Consider the following 17908-nt stretch of genomic DNA (forward strand, 5'->3'; position numbering starts at 1 on the left):
GAAATCACCATGACCACAGCCCAGAATACAAACCAAACCGTCGACACCGCCGCCATTGCCGAAGCTGCGTTTTACATCTGGCTGAACGATGGCCAGCCGCATGGATGCGAACAGGATCATTGGCTTCGCGCAGAGGCCGCTTTGCGCGCGCCCAAAGCCGCGCCGAAAAAGCGCCGCGCACCGGCGAAATCTGCGGCTGCAAAAACCGCCCCCAAATCTGCTGCCCCTAAAGCTGCCGCCAAAACCGAAGCACCGGCCAAAGCCGCGACAAAGACCGCTGTGAAGACCCCGGCAAAAGCAGCGGCAAAAACCACAGCCAAAGCCCCAGCGAAAACTCCAGCCAAAACTTCGGCCAAGGCCACAACCAAAGCGCCCGCAAAAACACAGGCAAAAACACCGGCAAAAGCAGCCCCGAAAGCCGCCGCCAAGCCAACCGCCGCAAAAGGCTGACATCTTCCGGGTGAACGGCGCGATTTGCCGTTCACCACCCCCTTGATCCGGCGCGCGCGTCGGACTAATCTAGCACGAACCCAATTCAGCGCAGGAGGGCATCATGGAAATTGTGTGCACCCTGCGGGTGGCGGTCTGATCCGCTGTCCGGGCCGAAATCATGCTTGAACCCCAAGCATTCGATCTTCCTGATACGGGACAAAACCATTGACAGTTAAAACCTTGCCTGACCTCGGATGGTCAGATCATTTCGCGCGGCAAATTGAAGAGGCCGACGCACATCTCCCCCCTGCCCGCGTGGCGGAAATCCACCGTGACCGGCTTGTTGCCCTGACCCCCGACGGTATGTTCGATCTTCACCCGCGCGAGGCCAGCGGCGCCTATGCGGTGGGCGATTGGATCTTGTCCGACGGCGTTTCGGCCCTGCGCCGTCTGGACCCGGTCACCGACCTGACCCGGCGCGCCGCAGGTCCCGGCGTCGCAGCCCAACGCATTGCGGCGAATATCGACACCATTGCGATTGTCACCAGCTGCAATGACGATTTCAACGTCGCGCGACTGGAACGTTATTTGGCGCTGGTGTCTTCGGCCGGTTGTTTGCCATTGGTTGTGTTGACCAAATCCGACATGGCGGACACCCCCCATGACTATCTGCGTCAGGCCGAACGTTTGTCGCCGCTGGTCACCGCGCTGACGGTCAACGCCAAAGACCCGGAAGAGGCCAATCGCCTCGCGCCGTGGTGCTCGAAGAACCAAACGCTTGCGCTGATTGGATCTTCCGGTGTGGGCAAAACCACCCTGCGCAATGCTTTGACCGGGGAAAACGCCGAAACCCGTGATATTCGCGACGATGATGCGCGCGGCCGCCACACCACGACCTTTCGCGCCCTGCGGCCAACCCTTGCGGGGGGCTGGTTGATCGACACCCCCGGCATGCGGGAACTGCAATTGAAAGATGCGGCGGATGGCATCGGCGCGGTCTTTGATGACCTTGAGCAATTGGCAACCCAATGCCGGTTCAACAACTGCGGCCATGACAGCGAACCGGGCTGTGCCATCACGGCGGCAATCAAATCGGGTCAGGTCGACCGCGAGCGGATTGCCCGTTGGCAAAAACTGTTGCGCGAAGACCGGCACAATTCCGAAACGCTGGCGCAATCGCGCGCCCGGGGCAAGGCCTTTGCCAAGTCGATCAAGGGCGCACAGGCCAAAGGCCGGCACAAGCGCGACATCGAACGCGAGTAAGGGTTCGCTTGATGTGCCCGCCCCCGTCAACCGCGCCTGATCTTTGATCTGGGGTCGCGTTGCATGGGCCAAATGCTTCGATCAAAAACGGGGTGCGCGTGACCTGCGCACCCCAGCTCACGCGCCCGCTAGGCCGCAGGCATCCGGTTTTCGACAATCTCGGCCCACCAGGAACAGCCGGCGGGGATCGCCTCGTCGTTGAAATTGTATTTCGGGTGATGCAGATCGGCGCTGTCGCCATTGCCAACAAGGATATAGGCGCCGGGCCGTTCCTCTAGCATATAGGCAAAATCTTCGCCGCCCATGGTAATCTGGGCCAGATCACATGCGCCGGCGACCTTTGTGGCGACCTCCGCCGCAAAGGCGGTCTGTTCCTCTTGGTTGACCATGCACGGGTAGCCATGATGATAGGTCACATCCGCCGACCCGCCAAAACTGGCCGCGATCCCGTCACAGATTGCCTTTACCCGCGTTTCGGCCTGGGCACGCAATTCGGCGCTCATGGTGCGCACCGTGCCCTTCAGCTCGACTTTCGCCGGGATGACGTTGAACGCATTGGAAGAGGTCTCAAACGAGGTGACAGAAACCACGATCTGATCTGCCGGATTGGCGTTGCGGCTGGCAATCGTCTGTAGCGCCGTCACCGCATGAGCAGCCATCACCACGGTATCGACGCCCAAATGTGGCATGGCGGCATGGCCCCCCAAACCTTCAAAGGTGATCTCGAATTGATCGGTGGCGGCGAAAAACGCACCGGGGCGAATGGCAAAAGACCCCAATGGCAAACCGGGCCAATTGTGCATGCCATAGACCTCCTGGATGCCCCAACGATCCATCAGACCATCTTCGCACATCTCACGGCCACCGCCGCCGCCCTCTTCTGCCGGTTGAAAGATCACCACAACCGTGCCGTCGAAATTCCGGGTTTCACTCAGGTATTTTGCCGCCCCCAACAACATCGCCGTATGACCATCATGGCCGCAGGCGTGCATGGCGCCATCGGTTTTCGAGGCATATTCCACCCCGGTCTGTTCAAGGATCGGCAGCGCATCCATATCGGCGCGCAGGCCAATCACCTTGCCGCTGTCCGAAGATTTTCCCTTGATCACCCCGACAACGCCGGTGCGCCCCAGCCCGGTCACCACCTCGTCACAGCCAAAGTCCCGCAGCCGGTCCGCCACGATCCCCGCCGTGCGATGGGTATCAAACAGGATTTCGGGGTTCTCATGCAGATCCCGCCGCCAAGCGGTGATTTCCCCCTGCAATTCGGCAAATCGGTTCTTCACGGGCATGGCGAAACTCCTTGAACGTCTGATGATCTGTAGACTGGTCTGGCGCAGCGGACATATGTGCCCCTGACGCGACCGATCCCCGGCCTTTGCATCAACAGGTGGCCCCACAGCACCGCAACGTCAATACCCGCCGGGGCCGCCGGGCCGCAAATCCGCCACCTGCCCCTTGATCGCTCTGCAAATAGCCTGCATGTGAGTTCAAACAGAACCAACGAGGCGGCCATGTTCGAATATTTCAGCTTTGAAGACACCAGTGCAAAACAGGCCAGTGTCATAATGGCCCTGATCCTTGGCATGCTGTTCGGCGTGCTGGCCGAGCGGACAAAATTCTGTTTTCGGCGCGCGTTGGTCGGCGATGATCGCAAACAGGCGGCGGGCATTTGGGCCATGGCATTGGCCACAGCGGTGCTTGGCACCCAGGGCGCAGTGGCCGCAGGCTGGATCGACTTTGACGGCCACCGTTTCATGACGCCGGATCTGGCCTGGCTCGCAATTGGCCTGGGCGGGGCGCTGTTTGGCGCTGGCATGGTGCTGACACGTGGATGCGTGTCGCGGCTGGCGGTGCTGGGCGGTACGGGAAATCTGCGCGCCTTGACCGTCATTCTTGTGTTCTCGGTTGTCGCCCATGCCACGCTCAAGGGCGTCTTGGCCGCCCCCCGCACCGCGCTGGCCAGCGTGAGCATGCCATTGGGCGAGCATATCTCGCTGGCGGCCCTGCCCGGCGGCGCATTGCTGTGGACCGCGGTGATTGCCTTGCTGGCGCTGTTCCTGGCTGTGCGCTCTGGCAACACGATCCGGCATTTGGTCATGGCCGCCCTGCTGGGCCTGCTTGTGCCTGCGGCCTGGGTTGGAACCGGCTTTGTGTTGTTCGACGACTTCGACCCGATCACAATGGAAAGCCTGTCCTTCACCGCGCCGGCCACCGAAACCCTGTTCTGGGCCATCGCCAGCACCGCGATCACCCCGGGGTTTGGCGTTGGCCTGTTTGGCGGCGTCCTGGCCGGGGCGCTGCTGGCCTCGCTCATTTGCAAGACCTTCCGCTGGCAGAGCTTTACCAGCCCGCGCGAAACCGGGCGCTACATGTTCGGCGCGGCGCTGATGGGCGTTGGCGGCGTCCTGGCGGGCGGCTGCACCGTTGGCGCAGGGCTGGGCGGCATTCCCACCCTTTCGGTCGCGGCGTTGCTGGCGCTTTGCTTCATGGCGATCGGCGGGCTGACCACACATGCCCTGACTAAGGTTTCGCGCTAAGCCGCTTCTTCATTCGGTGCAGGAACCAGGCCACGACCCCGACAACCGGCAGCGTCAATCCCGCCAGCACCCATTCCTTGCTTATCCCCACGGCCTTGCCAAAGGGATAGGCGAGATACCCCGCCAGCGACACCGCGTAATAGCTGATCGCCACAACCGACAGCCCCTCAACCGTCTCTTGCAGACGCAGTTGCAATTCCGCCCGTCGGTTCATCGCCTCCAGCTGCGACTGGTTTTGGGCAGAGCGCTCGACCTCGATCCGGGTGCGCAAAAGCTCACTGGCCCGCATCGCCCGCTCCGCCATGGTGGCCAGTCGCCGCTCGGTTGATTTCACCGTGCGCATCGCCGGATCATACCGGCGGACCATGAATTCATGCCAGCTTTGCCGACCGTTGAAATGGCTTTCGCGCAGCATCTCGATCCGTTGCAGCACAATCGCCTCATAGGCACCGGTCGCACCGAACCGAAACGACGATTTGGCCGATTGCGCCTCAAGCTCCGCCGATATCGCCAACAGGGCCTGAAGCGTTTCCTCGGCCTGTTGTTTTTCATCCGTCATCCGGGTCATCAAATCGGTCAGCTGATCATCCAGCGCCCCCAGGACCGGCCCCAGCTCGCCGGACTTGGAAAACCCGAGCATCGAAAGCGATTTGTACAACTCGATTTCGCAGATCCGTTGCAGGATACGCCCCACCCGGCTTTCGCCGGTGCCATCGGCCGGAAACACCGCGAACCGCACATGTCCCGCCGGATCAATACGGAAATCACCGGCCACAATCGCCGCCTCTTCCAGAACATGGCTGACCGCCAGGCTTTCCGGCACAAACCAACTGACCAGATCCTCGGCCAGACGGGCCTGATCGGGCTGCGCGCCAATCCGGATCATCGCCGATGTCACCCGCTGCCCCGGCGCACGCGCCAGCCAATCTTGCGGAAACACGTCAAAATCCGCCGGGTCAAACGGTCGCTCGCCCGCGCCATCCATGAACACCGAATAGGTCACCACCTCGGTATGGCTTTCCCATTTCAGATTGTGCTTGCCGATCTGCGCCGAATAATGCGTCGCCCCCGGCTGGGGATGCGGCGCGCCATAGCGGTTCAACAAATCAATCAGATGGGCCAGATCTTCGGATTTATCCCGCGATGCCGCGTGATCTTCTTTGCGCACAACCAGATAAACCGCCCGCCCCGGGGTGCCCACCGTCGGAAAGGGCCGTGCATGCAGCTCGTTTGACAGCTGATAGCGCAAAGGATGGTCAGAGAACTGGGTCATGAATGCGGCCTTGTATTTTGCCGCAACTTATCCTGATCCAACACAGGATAAACCAAAAAATTCAATTTCTTTCAATACGTTACAGGAATACAATTGCATACCATTCACCGACATCGCGCGCCCCGTCCGCTAACCCCGCAAGAAGAAACAAAAACACCGGGTTTGCCGCCTCGGCGAATTTCGCGCGCCAGGTCGCTTTCGTGTCAGGAATGCAACAAAGCCAACCACCGCCTGCAACCGGGTGCCCTGCTTCTTCTGTTCAAAAATATCCCGGGGGAAATTGTGGCCTGCCACAATTGGGGGCAGCGCCCCCGTTTGACCTGCGCAAGAAGAAGCCTCCCCGAATTGCTCCGGGAAGGCCATTGTGACTGTCAACAGCGGCGTATGTGCCGCCGTCAATCTCACTCGATCATTGGCAGCAGTTTGTTGAGGCTGTCTTTGGCGTCGCCATAGAACATGCGGGTGTTCTCTTTGAAGAACAGCGGGTTCTCGATGCCGGAGTATCCTGTGCCCTGGCCGCGTTTCGACACAAAGACCTGTTTCGCCTTCCAGCATTCCAGAACCGGCATGCCGGCGATGGGGCTGTTGGGGTCGTCCTGGGCGGCGGGGTTCACGATGTCGTTCGACCCGATCACGATGGCGACGTCCGTTTCGGGGAAGTCCTCGTTGATCTCGTCCATCTCCATCACGATGTCATAGGGCACCTTGGCCTCGGCCAGCAGCACGTTCATGTGCCCCGGCAGACGCCCGGCGACCGGGTGAATGGCGAAACGCACGTTCTTGCCCTTGGCGCGCAGCTTGGTCACCAGCTCGCTGACCGCGTTCTGCGCCTGGGCCACCGCCATGCCGTAGCCTGGGATGATGATCACGCTGTCGGCCTCGTTCAGTGCGGTTGCCACGCCATCAGCGTCAATCGCAATCTGCTCGCCTTCCACGGCCATCTGCTCGCCCGCCGGGCCGCCAAAGCCACCCAGGATGACCGACACGAAGTGACGGTTCATCGCCTTGCACATGATGTAGGACAGGATCGCACCGGACGAACCGACCAGCGCACCAACCACGATCAGAAGATCGTTGCCGAGGCTGAAGCCGATCGCCGCCGCCGCCCAGCCGGAATAGCTGTTCAGCATCGACACAACCACCGGCATGTCGGCGCCGCCGATGCCCATGATCAGGTGATAGCCGATGAACAGCGCCGCCAGCGTCATCACGAACAGCGGCAGGAAGCCACCGGTGTTGAAGTACCAGATCAGACAGATCAGCGACAAACCCGCCGCCGCCGCGTTCAGGATATGACCGCCCGGCAGTTTGGTCGCCACCGAGCTGACCTTGCCCGCCAGCTTGCCATAGGCAATCACCGACCCGGTAAAGGTCACCGCACCGATGAACACCCCAAGGAACAATTCAACCCGCAGGATGTTGATTTCAACGGCAGATTTATGCGCCAGCAGCGCAGCAAACCCTTCAAGACCATGACGCGCCTCTTCGCCCATGCCCAGCACATTGGCCAGTTCGAAATGCGCGTTGAAGCCAACAAAAACCGCTGCCAGACCAACGAGGCTGTGCATCGCCGCGACCAGCTGGGGCATCTCGGTCATCTGTACGCGCTTGGCGACATAAAACCCGATGATCCCGCCCGCGGAAATCAGGATCAGCGACAACAGCCACAGACCCGAACCGGGGCCAATCAGCGTGGCGGCAACCGCCAGCCCCATGCCGACAATCCCGTACCAGACCGCGCGCTTGGCGCTTTCCTGATTGGACAGACCACCCAAAGACAGGATGAAGAGAACAGCCGCAACAACATAGGCGGCAGTGGTGAAACCGAATTCCATAGCTTCAACCCCTCCTTAAGATTTCTGGAACATGGCAAGCATGCGCCGTGTGACGAGGAAGCCGCCAAAGATGTTGATCCCGGCCATGAACACCGAAAGCGCCCCAAGCAGGATCACCAGGAAGGAGCTTGATCCGATCTGCATCAAGGCCCCCAGAATGATGATCGACGAGATCGCATTGGTCACGGCCATCAGCGGCGTGTGCAGCGAATGCGCCACGCCCCAGATCACCTGGAAGCCGACAAAGACCGACAAGACAAAAACGATGAAGTGCTGCATGAAGCTGGCCGGCGCCACAAGGCCAACCGCCAGAAGCAACACAGCGCCCACCGCCAACAATGTGACCTGTTGTTTGGTTTGCGCTTTGAATTCAGCCACTTCTGCGGCGCGTTTTTCTTCTGGGGTCAGTTCTTTGGGCTTTTCCTTGGTCTGTGCGGCAATCGCTTTGACCTTGGGCGGTGGCGGCGGGAACGTGATTTCGCCCGCGTGGGTCACGGTCGCGCCGCGGATCACATCGTCTTCCATGTTGTGGTTGACCTGACCGTCCTTTTCCGGCGTCAGATCGGTCATCATGTGACGGATGTTGGTGGCATAAAGCGTCGAGGCCTGCGCCGCCATGCGCGAGGGGAAATCGGTATAGCCGATGATGGTGACGCCGTTGTCGGTGACGATCTTTTCATCTGCCACGGTCAACTTGCAGTTGCCGCCTTTTTCCGCCGCGAGGTCGACGATCACGCTGCCCGGTTTCATGGCCTTGACCATGTCCTCGGTCCAAAGCTCGGGCGCTTCGCGGTTGGGGATCAGCGCCGTGGTGATCACGATGTCGATCTCGGGGGCCAATTCACGGAACTTGGCCAGCTGCGCTTCGCGGAATTCGGGGCTGGACACAGAGGCATAGCCGCCGGTGGCGGCGCCGTCCTGCTGCTCTTCCTCGAAATCGAGGTAGACAAACTCTGCCCCCATCGATTCGACCTGTTCGGCCACTTCGGGACGCACGTCAAAGGCATAGGTGATCGCACCAAGCGAGGTCGATGTGCCGATCGCGGCCAAACCGGCCACGCCCGCGCCCACCACCAGAACCTTGGCCGGGGGCACCTTGCCCGCCGCCGTGATCTGGCCGGTGAAGAAACGGCCAAAGTTGTTGCCCGCCTCGATCACCGCACGGTAGCCCGCGATATTGGCCATCGACGACAGCGCATCCATCTTCTGCGCACGCGAAATCCGGGGCACCATTTCCATGGCAATCACGCTGGCACCCTTGGCTTTCGCCTGGGCCATCCCCTCTTCGTTCCCCGCAGGGTTGAAGAAGGAAATCAAGGTCTTGTCCGCCGTCAGATAACCCAATTCCGTGGTATCCGGCTGGCGCACCTTGGCGATGATATCCGACTGTTCCCAAAGCGCAGCCGCGTCAGAAACAACCGACACCCCCGCAGCTTCATAGGTCGCATCCGAAAAACCGGCCTTCGCACCGGCCCCGGATTTAACCACACAGTCATACCCAAGCTTCTGCAATTGCTTCGCAGACTCCGGCGTCATGGCGACACGCGCCTCACCCTCAAATAATTCCCTCGGCGTCCCGATTTTCACGTTTGCGTTTCCTTCGTCGGTTACGTCATTGCAATGCGCACTAACGTTTGCGCAAGATTATTTCAACGCATCTCTACAGCTGCGTTCGAAAAATTGGCGGAGATTCCCCAGGTCACTTGGTAAATGCAGCGCTGCGGCATGTCCATTGCGGCACGGCAATAACATCACAGGGCGTTTTCGGACTAATTCTCGTCTCGGTTATTTCATGTTTCCCATGCGGGAAACAACAGCGGTTTGGCATATGCCGCGTCGGACCGTTCAAGGGAACGCCGGTTTGCGCACCAGAGGCAAGGCCCTTTCATAATCGCTTTGCCCCCCCGCCAGCGACAGACAGGCGTCGCGCAGCATCGCAATACCGTGCTCTGGTCGGGCGGGAATATCCGCCGCTGCAATCGGCGCGCCGACATGAATGCGGAACCGTTGATCGGCCTTGTTAAGTGTCTCATGAAACAGCGTAATATCGCGCAGTGTCGGATGAATGGCGTCAAACAGATAGAACAGCGCCGAATTGCGTGCCTCCATTCGGATCGGGATCACCGGCAAGTCGAACTTGCGCGCAATCGTCACCGAAGACGACATCCAGGGCCGTTCATACAGGCGAAAACTCCGCCGTTTGGCCAGGCGACCGGACGGAAAGATCACCCCAAGACGCCCGGCTTCGACCGCTTTGCGGGTATAGGCCATCGTCGCGCGGGTCTTTGCGTGACTGCGTTTTTCCAGCCGCCATTCGACCGGGGCAATCATATCCTCCATCTGGGGCAACACCCGCAAAATGTCCTGATTGGCAAAAAAGTAGGTATCCGAGCGCCGAGTTGCCAAAATCCTGTGCAACACGATTCCATCGGCAATTCCCGTCGGGTGATTTGCCACGATAAGCGCCGCGCCACTGGCGGGCAGATTGTCCAGCCCGGTGACCTCGACCTTTTTCGCCAAAAGCCGACCAACATGATCCATGATCTGCTCTGACGGCAGATCGGCCATTTTGGTGGCCAGGGCCACGGTCGCGTCATAGCTGAGCAGCCGGTCCAAAAGAGGACGGGCCAGTCGGGCCGCGATACGGTCCTCAAACAGCCAATTTGCGCGTTCTTGAATCAGCGGGTCAATGCGGTCTCTCATTCCCGCTAGTCGCCACATGATCAGCAACAGGATTATGACACTGGCACCAAAAACTTGGCGCCAGTGTGGGGGATGGACGGGGGATTGGCGGAAACCCGGCGCAACCTTGCCCGCAGTCCCCAAAAAGCGGCCAAGATCCGCCGACAGTTTGCCAGGGATGGGTACGCCGAAGTGGGCCGATCAAGGCCGCCCCGTTTGCGGCGGCCCTGTCGAAGTGATGCGCCCGAGCCGGGTGTTACGCCGGCGCAAGCATGCGGGTCACCATTTCGGTTGTATCGCGGCTCAACCCTTTGGTCGCGGCGATCCGTTCCAATGCCGCGCGCGCATGGGTCTGGTGCGCATCATCATACCGCCGCCATGTCTGGAACAGCGCACACATCCGCGCCGTGGTCTGCGGATTGCGGGCATCCAGTTCAATCAGCTTGTCCGCCATCAGCGCATACCCCCGGCCCGATCCATGGTGGAACCCGGCATGGTTCATGCCCAAGGCCCCCATCACCGCCCGGAAGCGGTTGGGATTGGTCAGGGTGAAATCGGCATGTTCGCTCAGCGCGCGGGCGACATCCGCAGCCTTGTCCGGGGCGGCATGGGCGACCTGAAGACCAAACCATTTGTCCATCACCAGGCGGTCATTGCGCCATTGATCGTAAAACGCCTGCAACTCTGCCTCGCCCTTGCCCGCAATCAACAGGCTGGACAGCGCCGAAAGCTGCAATGTCATATTGTCGGCGCGACCATATTGTTCGCCCGCCTGGGCCCCGCCATCAATCCGGCTGAGCAGTCCCAGAACGGCGCTCGCCAGATCACGTTTGCCGACCTGGGCAAAATCGGGACTATACGGCGCATCCACCTGATTTTCCGCATAGATCACGGGCAGCAGATCCTGCAAATGCTCGGCCAGCCGCAGTTTCAGCGCCTCATGCGCCTGGTAAATCGCCTCTGGGTCCGGCGTGATGCCCTGATCATGGACCGCCTGCGCAATCTCGGACTGGCCGGGCAAGGTCATGATCTGCGCACGCAACGACGGGTCAAGATCCCGGTCGCGCAGCACCGCCTTGATCCCGTCAAGGAAGTCGGAATCCGGCTGTTTGTCCCCCGTCACCATATCCAGAAGCGTCGCGCGGCTCAGATTTCGCCCCGCCTCCCATCGGTTGAACGGGTCGGTGTCATGCGCCAGAAGAAAGGCGTTTTCGGCGTTGGGCAGCACGCGATCAAGGATCACCGGCGCGGAAAAATCCCGCAGGATCGAGGGCACCGGTTTGGCCGCCAGACCGTCAAAAGAGAAGACCTGCTCCGCTTCGGTCATTTCCAGAACCTGCGTTTTGCGCACCTCGTCGCCGTTTGCTCCCAAAAGACCGACGGCAATCGGAATGACCTGCGGCAGCTTGGTCGCCTGCCCCGGTGTCGGGCGGGTGTCCTGGCGGAAGGTCAGCGTATAGGTGCCTGTGCCGCGCTGGTCCAGATCCGGGGCCAGATCCGGGCCCAGATCCGGGGTCTCACCGGGCGTTCCGGCTTCGGTCCAGGCTTCGGTCACGGTCAACCGCGGTGTGCCCGATTGCGAATACCATCGCTTGAACTGCGACAGATCCCGTCCGGTGGTGTCTTCAAAGACCTTCAACCAGTCCTCGATGGTACAGGCCTCGCCGTCATGCCGGTCGAAATAGAGGTCCACTGCCTTGTAATAGGCCGCATCCCCCACCAGACGCTTCAACATGCCGATCACCTCGGCCCCTTTTTCATAGACCGTGGCGGTATAGAAGTTGTTGATCTCCTGAAAGCTTTCCGGGCGCACCGGGTGCGACAGCGGACCGTTGTCCTCGGGGAACTGGCGGGCGCGCAGATCCTTTGCGTCGTCGATCCGCTTGACCGGCGCAGAGCGCATGTCAGACGTGAACTGTGCATCGCGGAACACCGTCAGCCCCTCTTTCAGGCAAAGCTGAAACCAATCGCGACAGGTGATGCGGTTGCCGGTCCAGTTGTGGAAATACTCATGCGCGATGATCGCTTCGATGCGCTCGAAGTTCATGTCGGTCGCGGTTTCCGGGCTGGCCAGAACGGCGGAGGAGTTGAAGACGTTCAGCCCCTTGTTCTCCATCGCGCCCATGTTGAAATCATCGACCGCCACAATGTTGAAAATGTCGAGATCATATTCGCGACCATAGACATCCTCGTCCCATTTCATCGACTTTTTCAGCGCCTCCATGCCGAAGGCGCATTTGTTGATGTCATCAGCGCGCACCCAGATGTTCAGCTCGACCTCGCGGCCATTCATGGTGGTGAAATGATCCGGGTGGTTGACCAAATCGCCCGCAACCAGCGCAAAAAGATAGGCCAGCTTGGGCCAGGGATCATGCCATTCGGCAAAACCCGCGCCGGACGCGCCCTTGTTGCCATTGGACAGCATCACCGGCACATCGCCTTCGACCCGGACGGTAAAGACCGACATCACGTCGGGCCGGTCGGGGTAGAAGGTGATCTTGCGAAAGCCCTCGGCCTCGCATTGGGTGCAATACATGCCGCCCGACATATACAAACCTTCAAGCGCAGTGTTGTTGCCGGGGTCAATCTCGACCTCGGCCTCCCAGGTGAACGGCCCATCCGGCACGGGACAGGTCAGCCCCTTGTCCGTCACTTCCGGCGAAACGGCCGTGCCATTGATCCCGGCGGAAATCAGCTTCAGCTCCTCGCCATGCAGGAAAAATGTCCGGTCTGTCGCATCCGGGTTGGGCACAAACCGGATCTTCGACAGCACGCGGGTGGCATGCGGCGCCAGACGAAACGTCAGATCGACGCTTTCGACCGTGAAACCGAAAGGGGTGTAATCTTTGAGGTAGATGGTTGTGGGGGATGCGTCGTTCATCGGATGCCTGTTGCCTGGGGGGGTTCCTCAGCAACCTAGGGCGTCGTCACGCCCGCCACAACCAGCGGCGCTCAATCGGTTTCGACAATTGCCGCCAATTTGCCAAGCGTTTGATCCCCCACGGCTTCGGGCGCGCGTTGGGCCCGCCCGCCCCCAATCAAGCGGCGCGGATCCCTCTATTTCAATCCCTGGGCATAGGTGACCAATTGATCCACCACCGTGCCCCAGCCGTCATAGAAGCCCATGCTTTCATGCACACGCGCCTTTTCCGGATTGCGGTGCCGGGCAGTGGCGGTATAGATCGTGCCGCCATCCGAGGACGCCTCAAGATCAAGGATCGCGGTCATGAACGGGTCCGGCGCAGGTTTCCAGCCTTCGGAATAGCCATCGGTAAACACCAATCGCCGTTCGGGGACAATTTCCAGAAACACGCCCGTGTTGGCCATTTCATTGCCCTCGACCTCAAATCTGGTGTTGAACCGCCCGCCAACCCGCAAATCAATCTCGCATCCCGTGACCTTGTGCGGACGTGGCACAAAGAAGTGTTTGATATGTTCGGGCGTGGTCCAACATTCCCAGATCAGCGCCACAGGCACCGGCAAGGTCCGGGTGAAGGTCAGGTCGGTATCGGGGTCAAGGATCATTCTCGCGTTCCTCCATAAGGGTCAAAACATAATCGTCAAAACGATCCAGCCGCCCGGCCCAGACCGCGCGCTGCGCCTCCAGCCAATGAAGCGCCGGGGTGATCGCCGCGCCCTGCATTTCGCAGATCCGGCTGCGGCCCTCCTTATGGGTCGCAATCAATCCGGCGCTTTCCAGCCGGGTGATATGCGCCATGAAGGACGGCAGCGCCATGTCGTGATGGCCATGCAATTCACCCACGCTGGCCGGCCCCCGTGCAAGCCGGGTCAGGATATCGCGCCGGGTCGGTTCGCCCAGCGCGGTGAAAAGCGCATCGAGGGATGGATCATGCTTAGCCATATCCCTAAGTATTAGCCTCCTTTCCGCGCACGTCAAGAAAACTTAGCGACTCCCCTAACCTTCTGGACCCTACTCATTCCCGGGTAACATCAGCCGAATACAACTGCATTCTTCGTAAAAACCGAAAGGTGCATCTCTCTGCCGCCAGTGCCACGCCGCTTGCCCGCCTGCCCGCAATTGGCTTAGGAAAGTGGTATACCATCGCGCACGGTCACGGCACCGTATCAAAGGGGACAACCATGACGACAAGAGTGGACCGGGCCGGATTGGCCGTGGACAAGATTCTGGCAGATTTCATCGAGGCACAGGCCCTGCCCGGCACCGGGATTGATGCGGACAGCTTCTGGACCGGCCTGTCGGAGCTGGCGCATGATCTGGGCCCGAAAAACCGTGCCCTGCTGGACAAACGCGCCGATCTTCAGGACCAGATCGACGCCTGGCACAAAGGCCGGGCCAACCAGCCGCATAATGCCAAAGCGTACAAGGCGTTTCTGGAACAGATCGGCTATCTCCTGCCCGAGGGCGAGGCATTTGAAATCGACACCACCAATGTCGATCCCGAGATCGCGCTGGTCCCCGGCCCGCAGCTGGTGGTGCCAATCACCAATGCCCGCTTTGCGCTGAATGCTGCAAATGCGCGCTGGGGCTCGCTTTATGATGCTTTTTACGGCACCGACGCCATGGGCACGCTGCCACCCAAAGGTGGCTACGACAAAGGTCACGGCGCACGGGTTGTCGCCCGCGCGCGGGTGTTTCTGGATCAGGCGTTCCCGATCACGGGCGCCAGCCATGCGGATGCGCGGCGTTATCATGTGCAGGATGGCGCGTTGTTGGTCGATGACCTGCCCCTGGCGGATCCGTCGAAATTCGCCGGCTATCGCGGCCACCCGCAAGCGCCGGATGCCGTTTTGCTGTGCAATCACGGTCTGCATGTCGAATTGGTATTTGACCGCACCCACGTGATCGGGGCCCGCGATCAGGCCGGTCTGGCCGATCTGGTGATCGAAAGCGCAATGTCGGCGATCATGGACTGCGAAGACAGCGTTGCCTGTGTGGATGGCGAAGACAAGGTCACGGCCTATGCCAATTGGCTGGGCCTGATGCGCGGCGATCTGGAGGCGCGGTTTCAGAAAGGCGGCAAGACACATACCCGCAAGCTGAACGAAGACCGGACCTATACCGCGCCGGACGGATCGGATCTGACGATCAAGGGCCGCGCCCTGCTTTGGGTGCGCAACGTCGGCCATCTGATGACCAACCCCGCCATTCTGACCCGCGACGGCAATGAGATCTATGAAGGTCTGATGGATGCCATGATCACCGTGCTGATTGCCAAACATGATCTGGCGCGCGACAGCGGCAATTCGGTGCATGGCTCGGTCTATATCGTAAAGCCCAAGATGCACGGCCCCGAAGAAGTGGCCTTTGCCAATGAAATCTTTGGCCGGGTCGAACAGGCGCTGGATCTGCCGACCAATACCGTCAAGATCGGCATCATGGACGAAGAACGTCGCACCACCGTCAACCTCAAGGAATGCATTCGCGCGGCGAAATCGCGGGTCGCCTTTATCAACACTGGCTTTCTGGATCGCACCGGCGATGAAATCCACACCTCGATGGAGGCCGGGCCGTTTTCGCGCAAGGATTTCATCAAGCGCAAGGGCTGGATCGGCGGGTACGAAAACCAGAACGTCGATGTCGGGTTGGAATGCGGGCTGCAAGGCAAGGCGCAGATCGGCAAAGGCATGTGGGCGATGCCCGATGCCATGGCGGCGATGCTGGAGGCCAAGATCGAACACCCGAAATCCGGGGCAAACTGCGCCTGGGTGCCCTCGCCCACGGCGGCAACATTGCATGCGCTGCATTACCATGCGGTCGATGTGATGGCGGTTCAGAACAAGCTGAAGGCAGGCGGCCGTCGCGGCTTTGTCGAAACCATTCTGGACATTCCTCTGGCCAGCTACCGAATGTGGGGCGAGGATCAGATCGCACGCGAAGTGGAAAACAACGCCCAAGGCATTCTGGGCTATGTGGTGCGCTGGATTGATCAGGGCGTCGGCTGTTCCAAGGTGCCGGACATCAATGATGTCGCATTGATGGAAGACCGCGCCACCTGTCGCATCTCTGCCCAGCATATCGCCAACTGGCTGCACCATGGCATCGTCAGCGAGGCCCAGGTGCGCGCCGCGATGGAGAAGATGGCCGCCGTGGTCGATGGCCAGAACGCAGGCGATCCGGCCTATACCGCGATGGCGCCGGGGTTCGACGGCATCGCCTATCGGGCGGCCTGTGATCTGGTGTTCCTGGGGCGCGAACAACCCTCGGGCTATACCGAACCGGTGCTGCACGCCCGCAGGCTTGAACTAAAGGCCGCGCAACAGGGATAAGTCCCGAACCTGTCGTCGTTTGACCGGAACGTCGTCGTTTGACCGGAATAGAGAGATGCGCATTTTTTGCGCATCTCTTTTTTGCTTTTGGCCAAAGCACAGAAATGCACAGCCGCTCTGCGATCGGGGCCGTTGTCAATGCCGCCAGACGCGCCTTATATTGACGTGACACCCGCAAAGAGGACGCAAATGGCCCGCCCCATCGTCGGCATTATCAGCAACCAGCACCTGATCAACGATCAATATCCCGCCCATGCCGGTGGGACGATGAATTCCGAGGCGATTGCGCGGGTGTCCGATTGCATCCCGCTGCTGATCCCCGCAGATCCAACGCTGGTTTCGGTAGCCGAATTGATGGAAACCTGTGACGGTTTTCTGCTGACCGGCGGGCGGCCCAATGTCCATCCGGCAGAATATGGCGAGGACGCGACCGAGGCGCATGGCGCTTTTGACCGGGCGCGCGATGCAATCACCCTGCCCCTGGTACGGGCCTGCGTCGAGCGTGGGCAGCCCTTCCTTGGGATTTGTCGTGGCTATCAGGAAGTGGCGGTTGCCATGGGCAGCACTCTGCACCCTGAAATTCGCGATATTCCGGGCCGGATGAACCACCGCATGCCGCCCGATGGCACCATGGAAGAAAAATTTGCCCTGCGCCATGTGGTGCGCTTTACCCAGGATGGCCGGTTTCACCGTCTGATGGGCGCGCAGGAGGTGATGACAAATACATTGCATGGTCAGGGTGTGATGCAGGCTGGAAAACGGTTTGTGATTGATGGCCGCGCGCCGGATGACACGCCCGAGGCCGCCTATATCGCTGATGCGCCGGGCTTTACGCTGTCGGTGCAATGGCATCCCGAATGGGATGCGGCGAATGATCCGGTCTCGCGCCCGCTGTTTACCGCCTTTGGCGATGCGGTGCGCGCCTGGGCCACGGGACAGCGCAGCCCGCAACTCGCCAGCGTTTGAAATTCAACGCCCGAAATTCAGTATCTGAAACCCGCTAGATTTGGCTCTGCCTAGGGCTGGGTCTGCGGCGGCCATGGCACCGGGCGCAGCCGGGGCCGGGTCACACCGATGGGCACGCAGTAGCTTTGCTGACGCAGCCATTGGGACATATCCCGCCGTTTCGCAGCCGAGCGCATCGGCCCCCAATCCGCCGCCACACCGCGCCAGCGGCTGTCGCGGATGGAAATCGCCTGATCACGGGTCACCGTGCGGGCCATGATCCGCAACGCACAGGAGAGATTGGCCGCACCATCGGTCAGCGCCACACCACTGCGCGCGCGACAGCCGAAATGTTGCGCCGTACCGGGCAGAATCTGCAACAGCCCATACCACCGCCCGCCACCGCCCACCGCATCGGGGCGATAGGTGCTTTCGTGTTTCGCCAAAGCCGAGGCAAACCCGGCCCAGAATGCGGCACGTCGTTCGGGGGAATTGTCGCGATAGGCCGGGCACCATTCGGCAATATCGCGGGGCACCACATCGACCAGCGGGCTGGCATGGCCCCGGAGCGCGCTCAGCATGCTGGCCGTCCAAGCCGCCGATTCGGGGCGGGACCGCCAGCGCGTGGCCGGCAAAACCATTTTTCGGATCTTCGGGCGCGGGCTGGTCTTTGGGGCGCGCGCACTTGC

Annotated in this window: 14 protein-coding genes; 5 read left to right on the forward strand and 9 right to left on the reverse strand. The window is 60.7% G+C overall.

Features of this window, described 5'->3' with window-relative positions:
• Window positions 1-9: 9 nt before the first annotated feature.
• Window positions 10-450, forward strand: a complete 441-nt coding sequence (locus AC0L4F_RS09000; protein ID WP_244687527.1) for a DUF2934 domain-containing protein — start codon at window positions 10-12, stop codon at window positions 448-450.
• 207 nt (window positions 451-657) lie between these two features.
• Complete coding sequence (gene rsgA / locus AC0L4F_RS09005; RefSeq protein WP_244687529.1) at window positions 658-1695, forward strand: ribosome small subunit-dependent GTPase A; 1038 nt, start codon at window positions 658-660, stop codon at window positions 1693-1695.
• A gap of 128 nt (window positions 1696-1823) precedes the next feature.
• On the opposite strand, the gene AC0L4F_RS09010 is transcribed toward rsgA, so the two are convergent.
• Window positions 1824-2987, reverse strand: coding sequence for a M20 aminoacylase family protein (locus tag AC0L4F_RS09010; protein ID WP_244687531.1), 1164 nt, complete (start codon window positions 2985-2987; stop codon window positions 1824-1826).
• 222 nt (window positions 2988-3209) lie between these two features.
• Here AC0L4F_RS09010 and AC0L4F_RS09015 point away from each other — a divergent pair, with 222 nt between their 5' ends.
• Window positions 3210-4235: a YeeE/YedE thiosulfate transporter family protein gene (locus tag AC0L4F_RS09015; protein ID WP_244687533.1), complete on the forward strand. Its 1026-nt coding sequence runs from the start codon at window positions 3210-3212 to the stop codon at window positions 4233-4235.
• Here the strand turns inward: AC0L4F_RS09015 and AC0L4F_RS09020 are convergent.
• The 7 genes from AC0L4F_RS09020 to AC0L4F_RS09050 all read right to left on the reverse strand — a co-directional run bounded on the left by AC0L4F_RS09020 (window position 4219) and on the right by AC0L4F_RS09050 (window position 13887).
• Complete coding sequence (locus AC0L4F_RS09020) at window positions 4219-5508, reverse strand: DUF3422 family protein (RefSeq protein WP_244687536.1); 1290 nt, start codon at window positions 5506-5508, stop codon at window positions 4219-4221. The genes AC0L4F_RS09015 and AC0L4F_RS09020 overlap by 17 nt on opposite strands.
• 401 nt (window positions 5509-5909) lie before the next feature.
• A complete protein-coding gene (locus tag AC0L4F_RS09025) occupies window positions 5910-7343 on the reverse strand; it encodes an NAD(P)(+) transhydrogenase (Re/Si-specific) subunit beta (RefSeq protein ID WP_244687538.1) in 1434 nt (477 codons plus the stop codon).
• A gap of 15 nt (window positions 7344-7358) precedes the next feature.
• Entirely contained in the window at window positions 7359-8930 is a 1572-nt protein-coding gene (locus AC0L4F_RS09030; RefSeq protein ID WP_244687540.1) for a Re/Si-specific NAD(P)(+) transhydrogenase subunit alpha, read from the reverse strand.
• 258 nt (window positions 8931-9188) lie between these two features.
• Complete coding sequence (locus tag AC0L4F_RS09035; protein WP_244687542.1) at window positions 9189-10046, reverse strand: 1-acyl-sn-glycerol-3-phosphate acyltransferase; 858 nt, start codon at window positions 10044-10046, stop codon at window positions 9189-9191.
• Between the two features lie 235 nt (window positions 10047-10281).
• Window positions 10282-12906, reverse strand: a complete 2625-nt coding sequence (gene pepN, locus AC0L4F_RS09040; protein WP_244687544.1) for an aminopeptidase N — start codon at window positions 12904-12906, stop codon at window positions 10282-10284.
• Window positions 12907-13082: 176 nt separating this feature from the next.
• Window positions 13083-13550 (reverse strand): SRPBCC family protein, encoded by a 468-nt coding sequence (locus AC0L4F_RS09045; protein WP_244687547.1) that lies wholly within the window; start codon window positions 13548-13550, stop codon window positions 13083-13085.
• Window positions 13540-13887 (reverse strand): ArsR/SmtB family transcription factor, encoded by a 348-nt coding sequence (locus AC0L4F_RS09050; protein ID WP_244687549.1) that lies wholly within the window; start codon window positions 13885-13887, stop codon window positions 13540-13542. The genes AC0L4F_RS09045 and AC0L4F_RS09050 overlap by 11 nt, the downstream gene beginning before the upstream one ends.
• Window positions 13888-14126: 239 nt before the next feature.
• Between AC0L4F_RS09050 and AC0L4F_RS09055 the strand changes: the two genes are divergently transcribed.
• Complete coding sequence (locus tag AC0L4F_RS09055; protein ID WP_244687551.1) at window positions 14127-16274, forward strand: malate synthase G; 2148 nt, start codon at window positions 14127-14129, stop codon at window positions 16272-16274.
• A 189-nt stretch (window positions 16275-16463) separates the two neighbouring features.
• Complete coding sequence (locus AC0L4F_RS09060; RefSeq protein WP_244687553.1) at window positions 16464-17240, forward strand: gamma-glutamyl-gamma-aminobutyrate hydrolase family protein; 777 nt, start codon at window positions 16464-16466, stop codon at window positions 17238-17240.
• Window positions 17241-17290: 50 nt separating this feature from the next.
• Here AC0L4F_RS09060 and AC0L4F_RS09065 read toward each other — a convergent pair whose 3' ends face one another.
• The gene (locus tag AC0L4F_RS09065; protein ID WP_244687555.1) at window positions 17291-17800 is read right to left on the reverse strand and encodes a transglycosylase SLT domain-containing protein; all 510 of its coding nucleotides are present in this window, start codon (window positions 17798-17800) and stop codon (window positions 17291-17293) included.
• Between the last annotated feature and the right edge of the window lie 108 nt (window positions 17801-17908).

The sequence above is a fragment of the Marinovum sp. J2-8 genome, assembly GCF_055808435.1.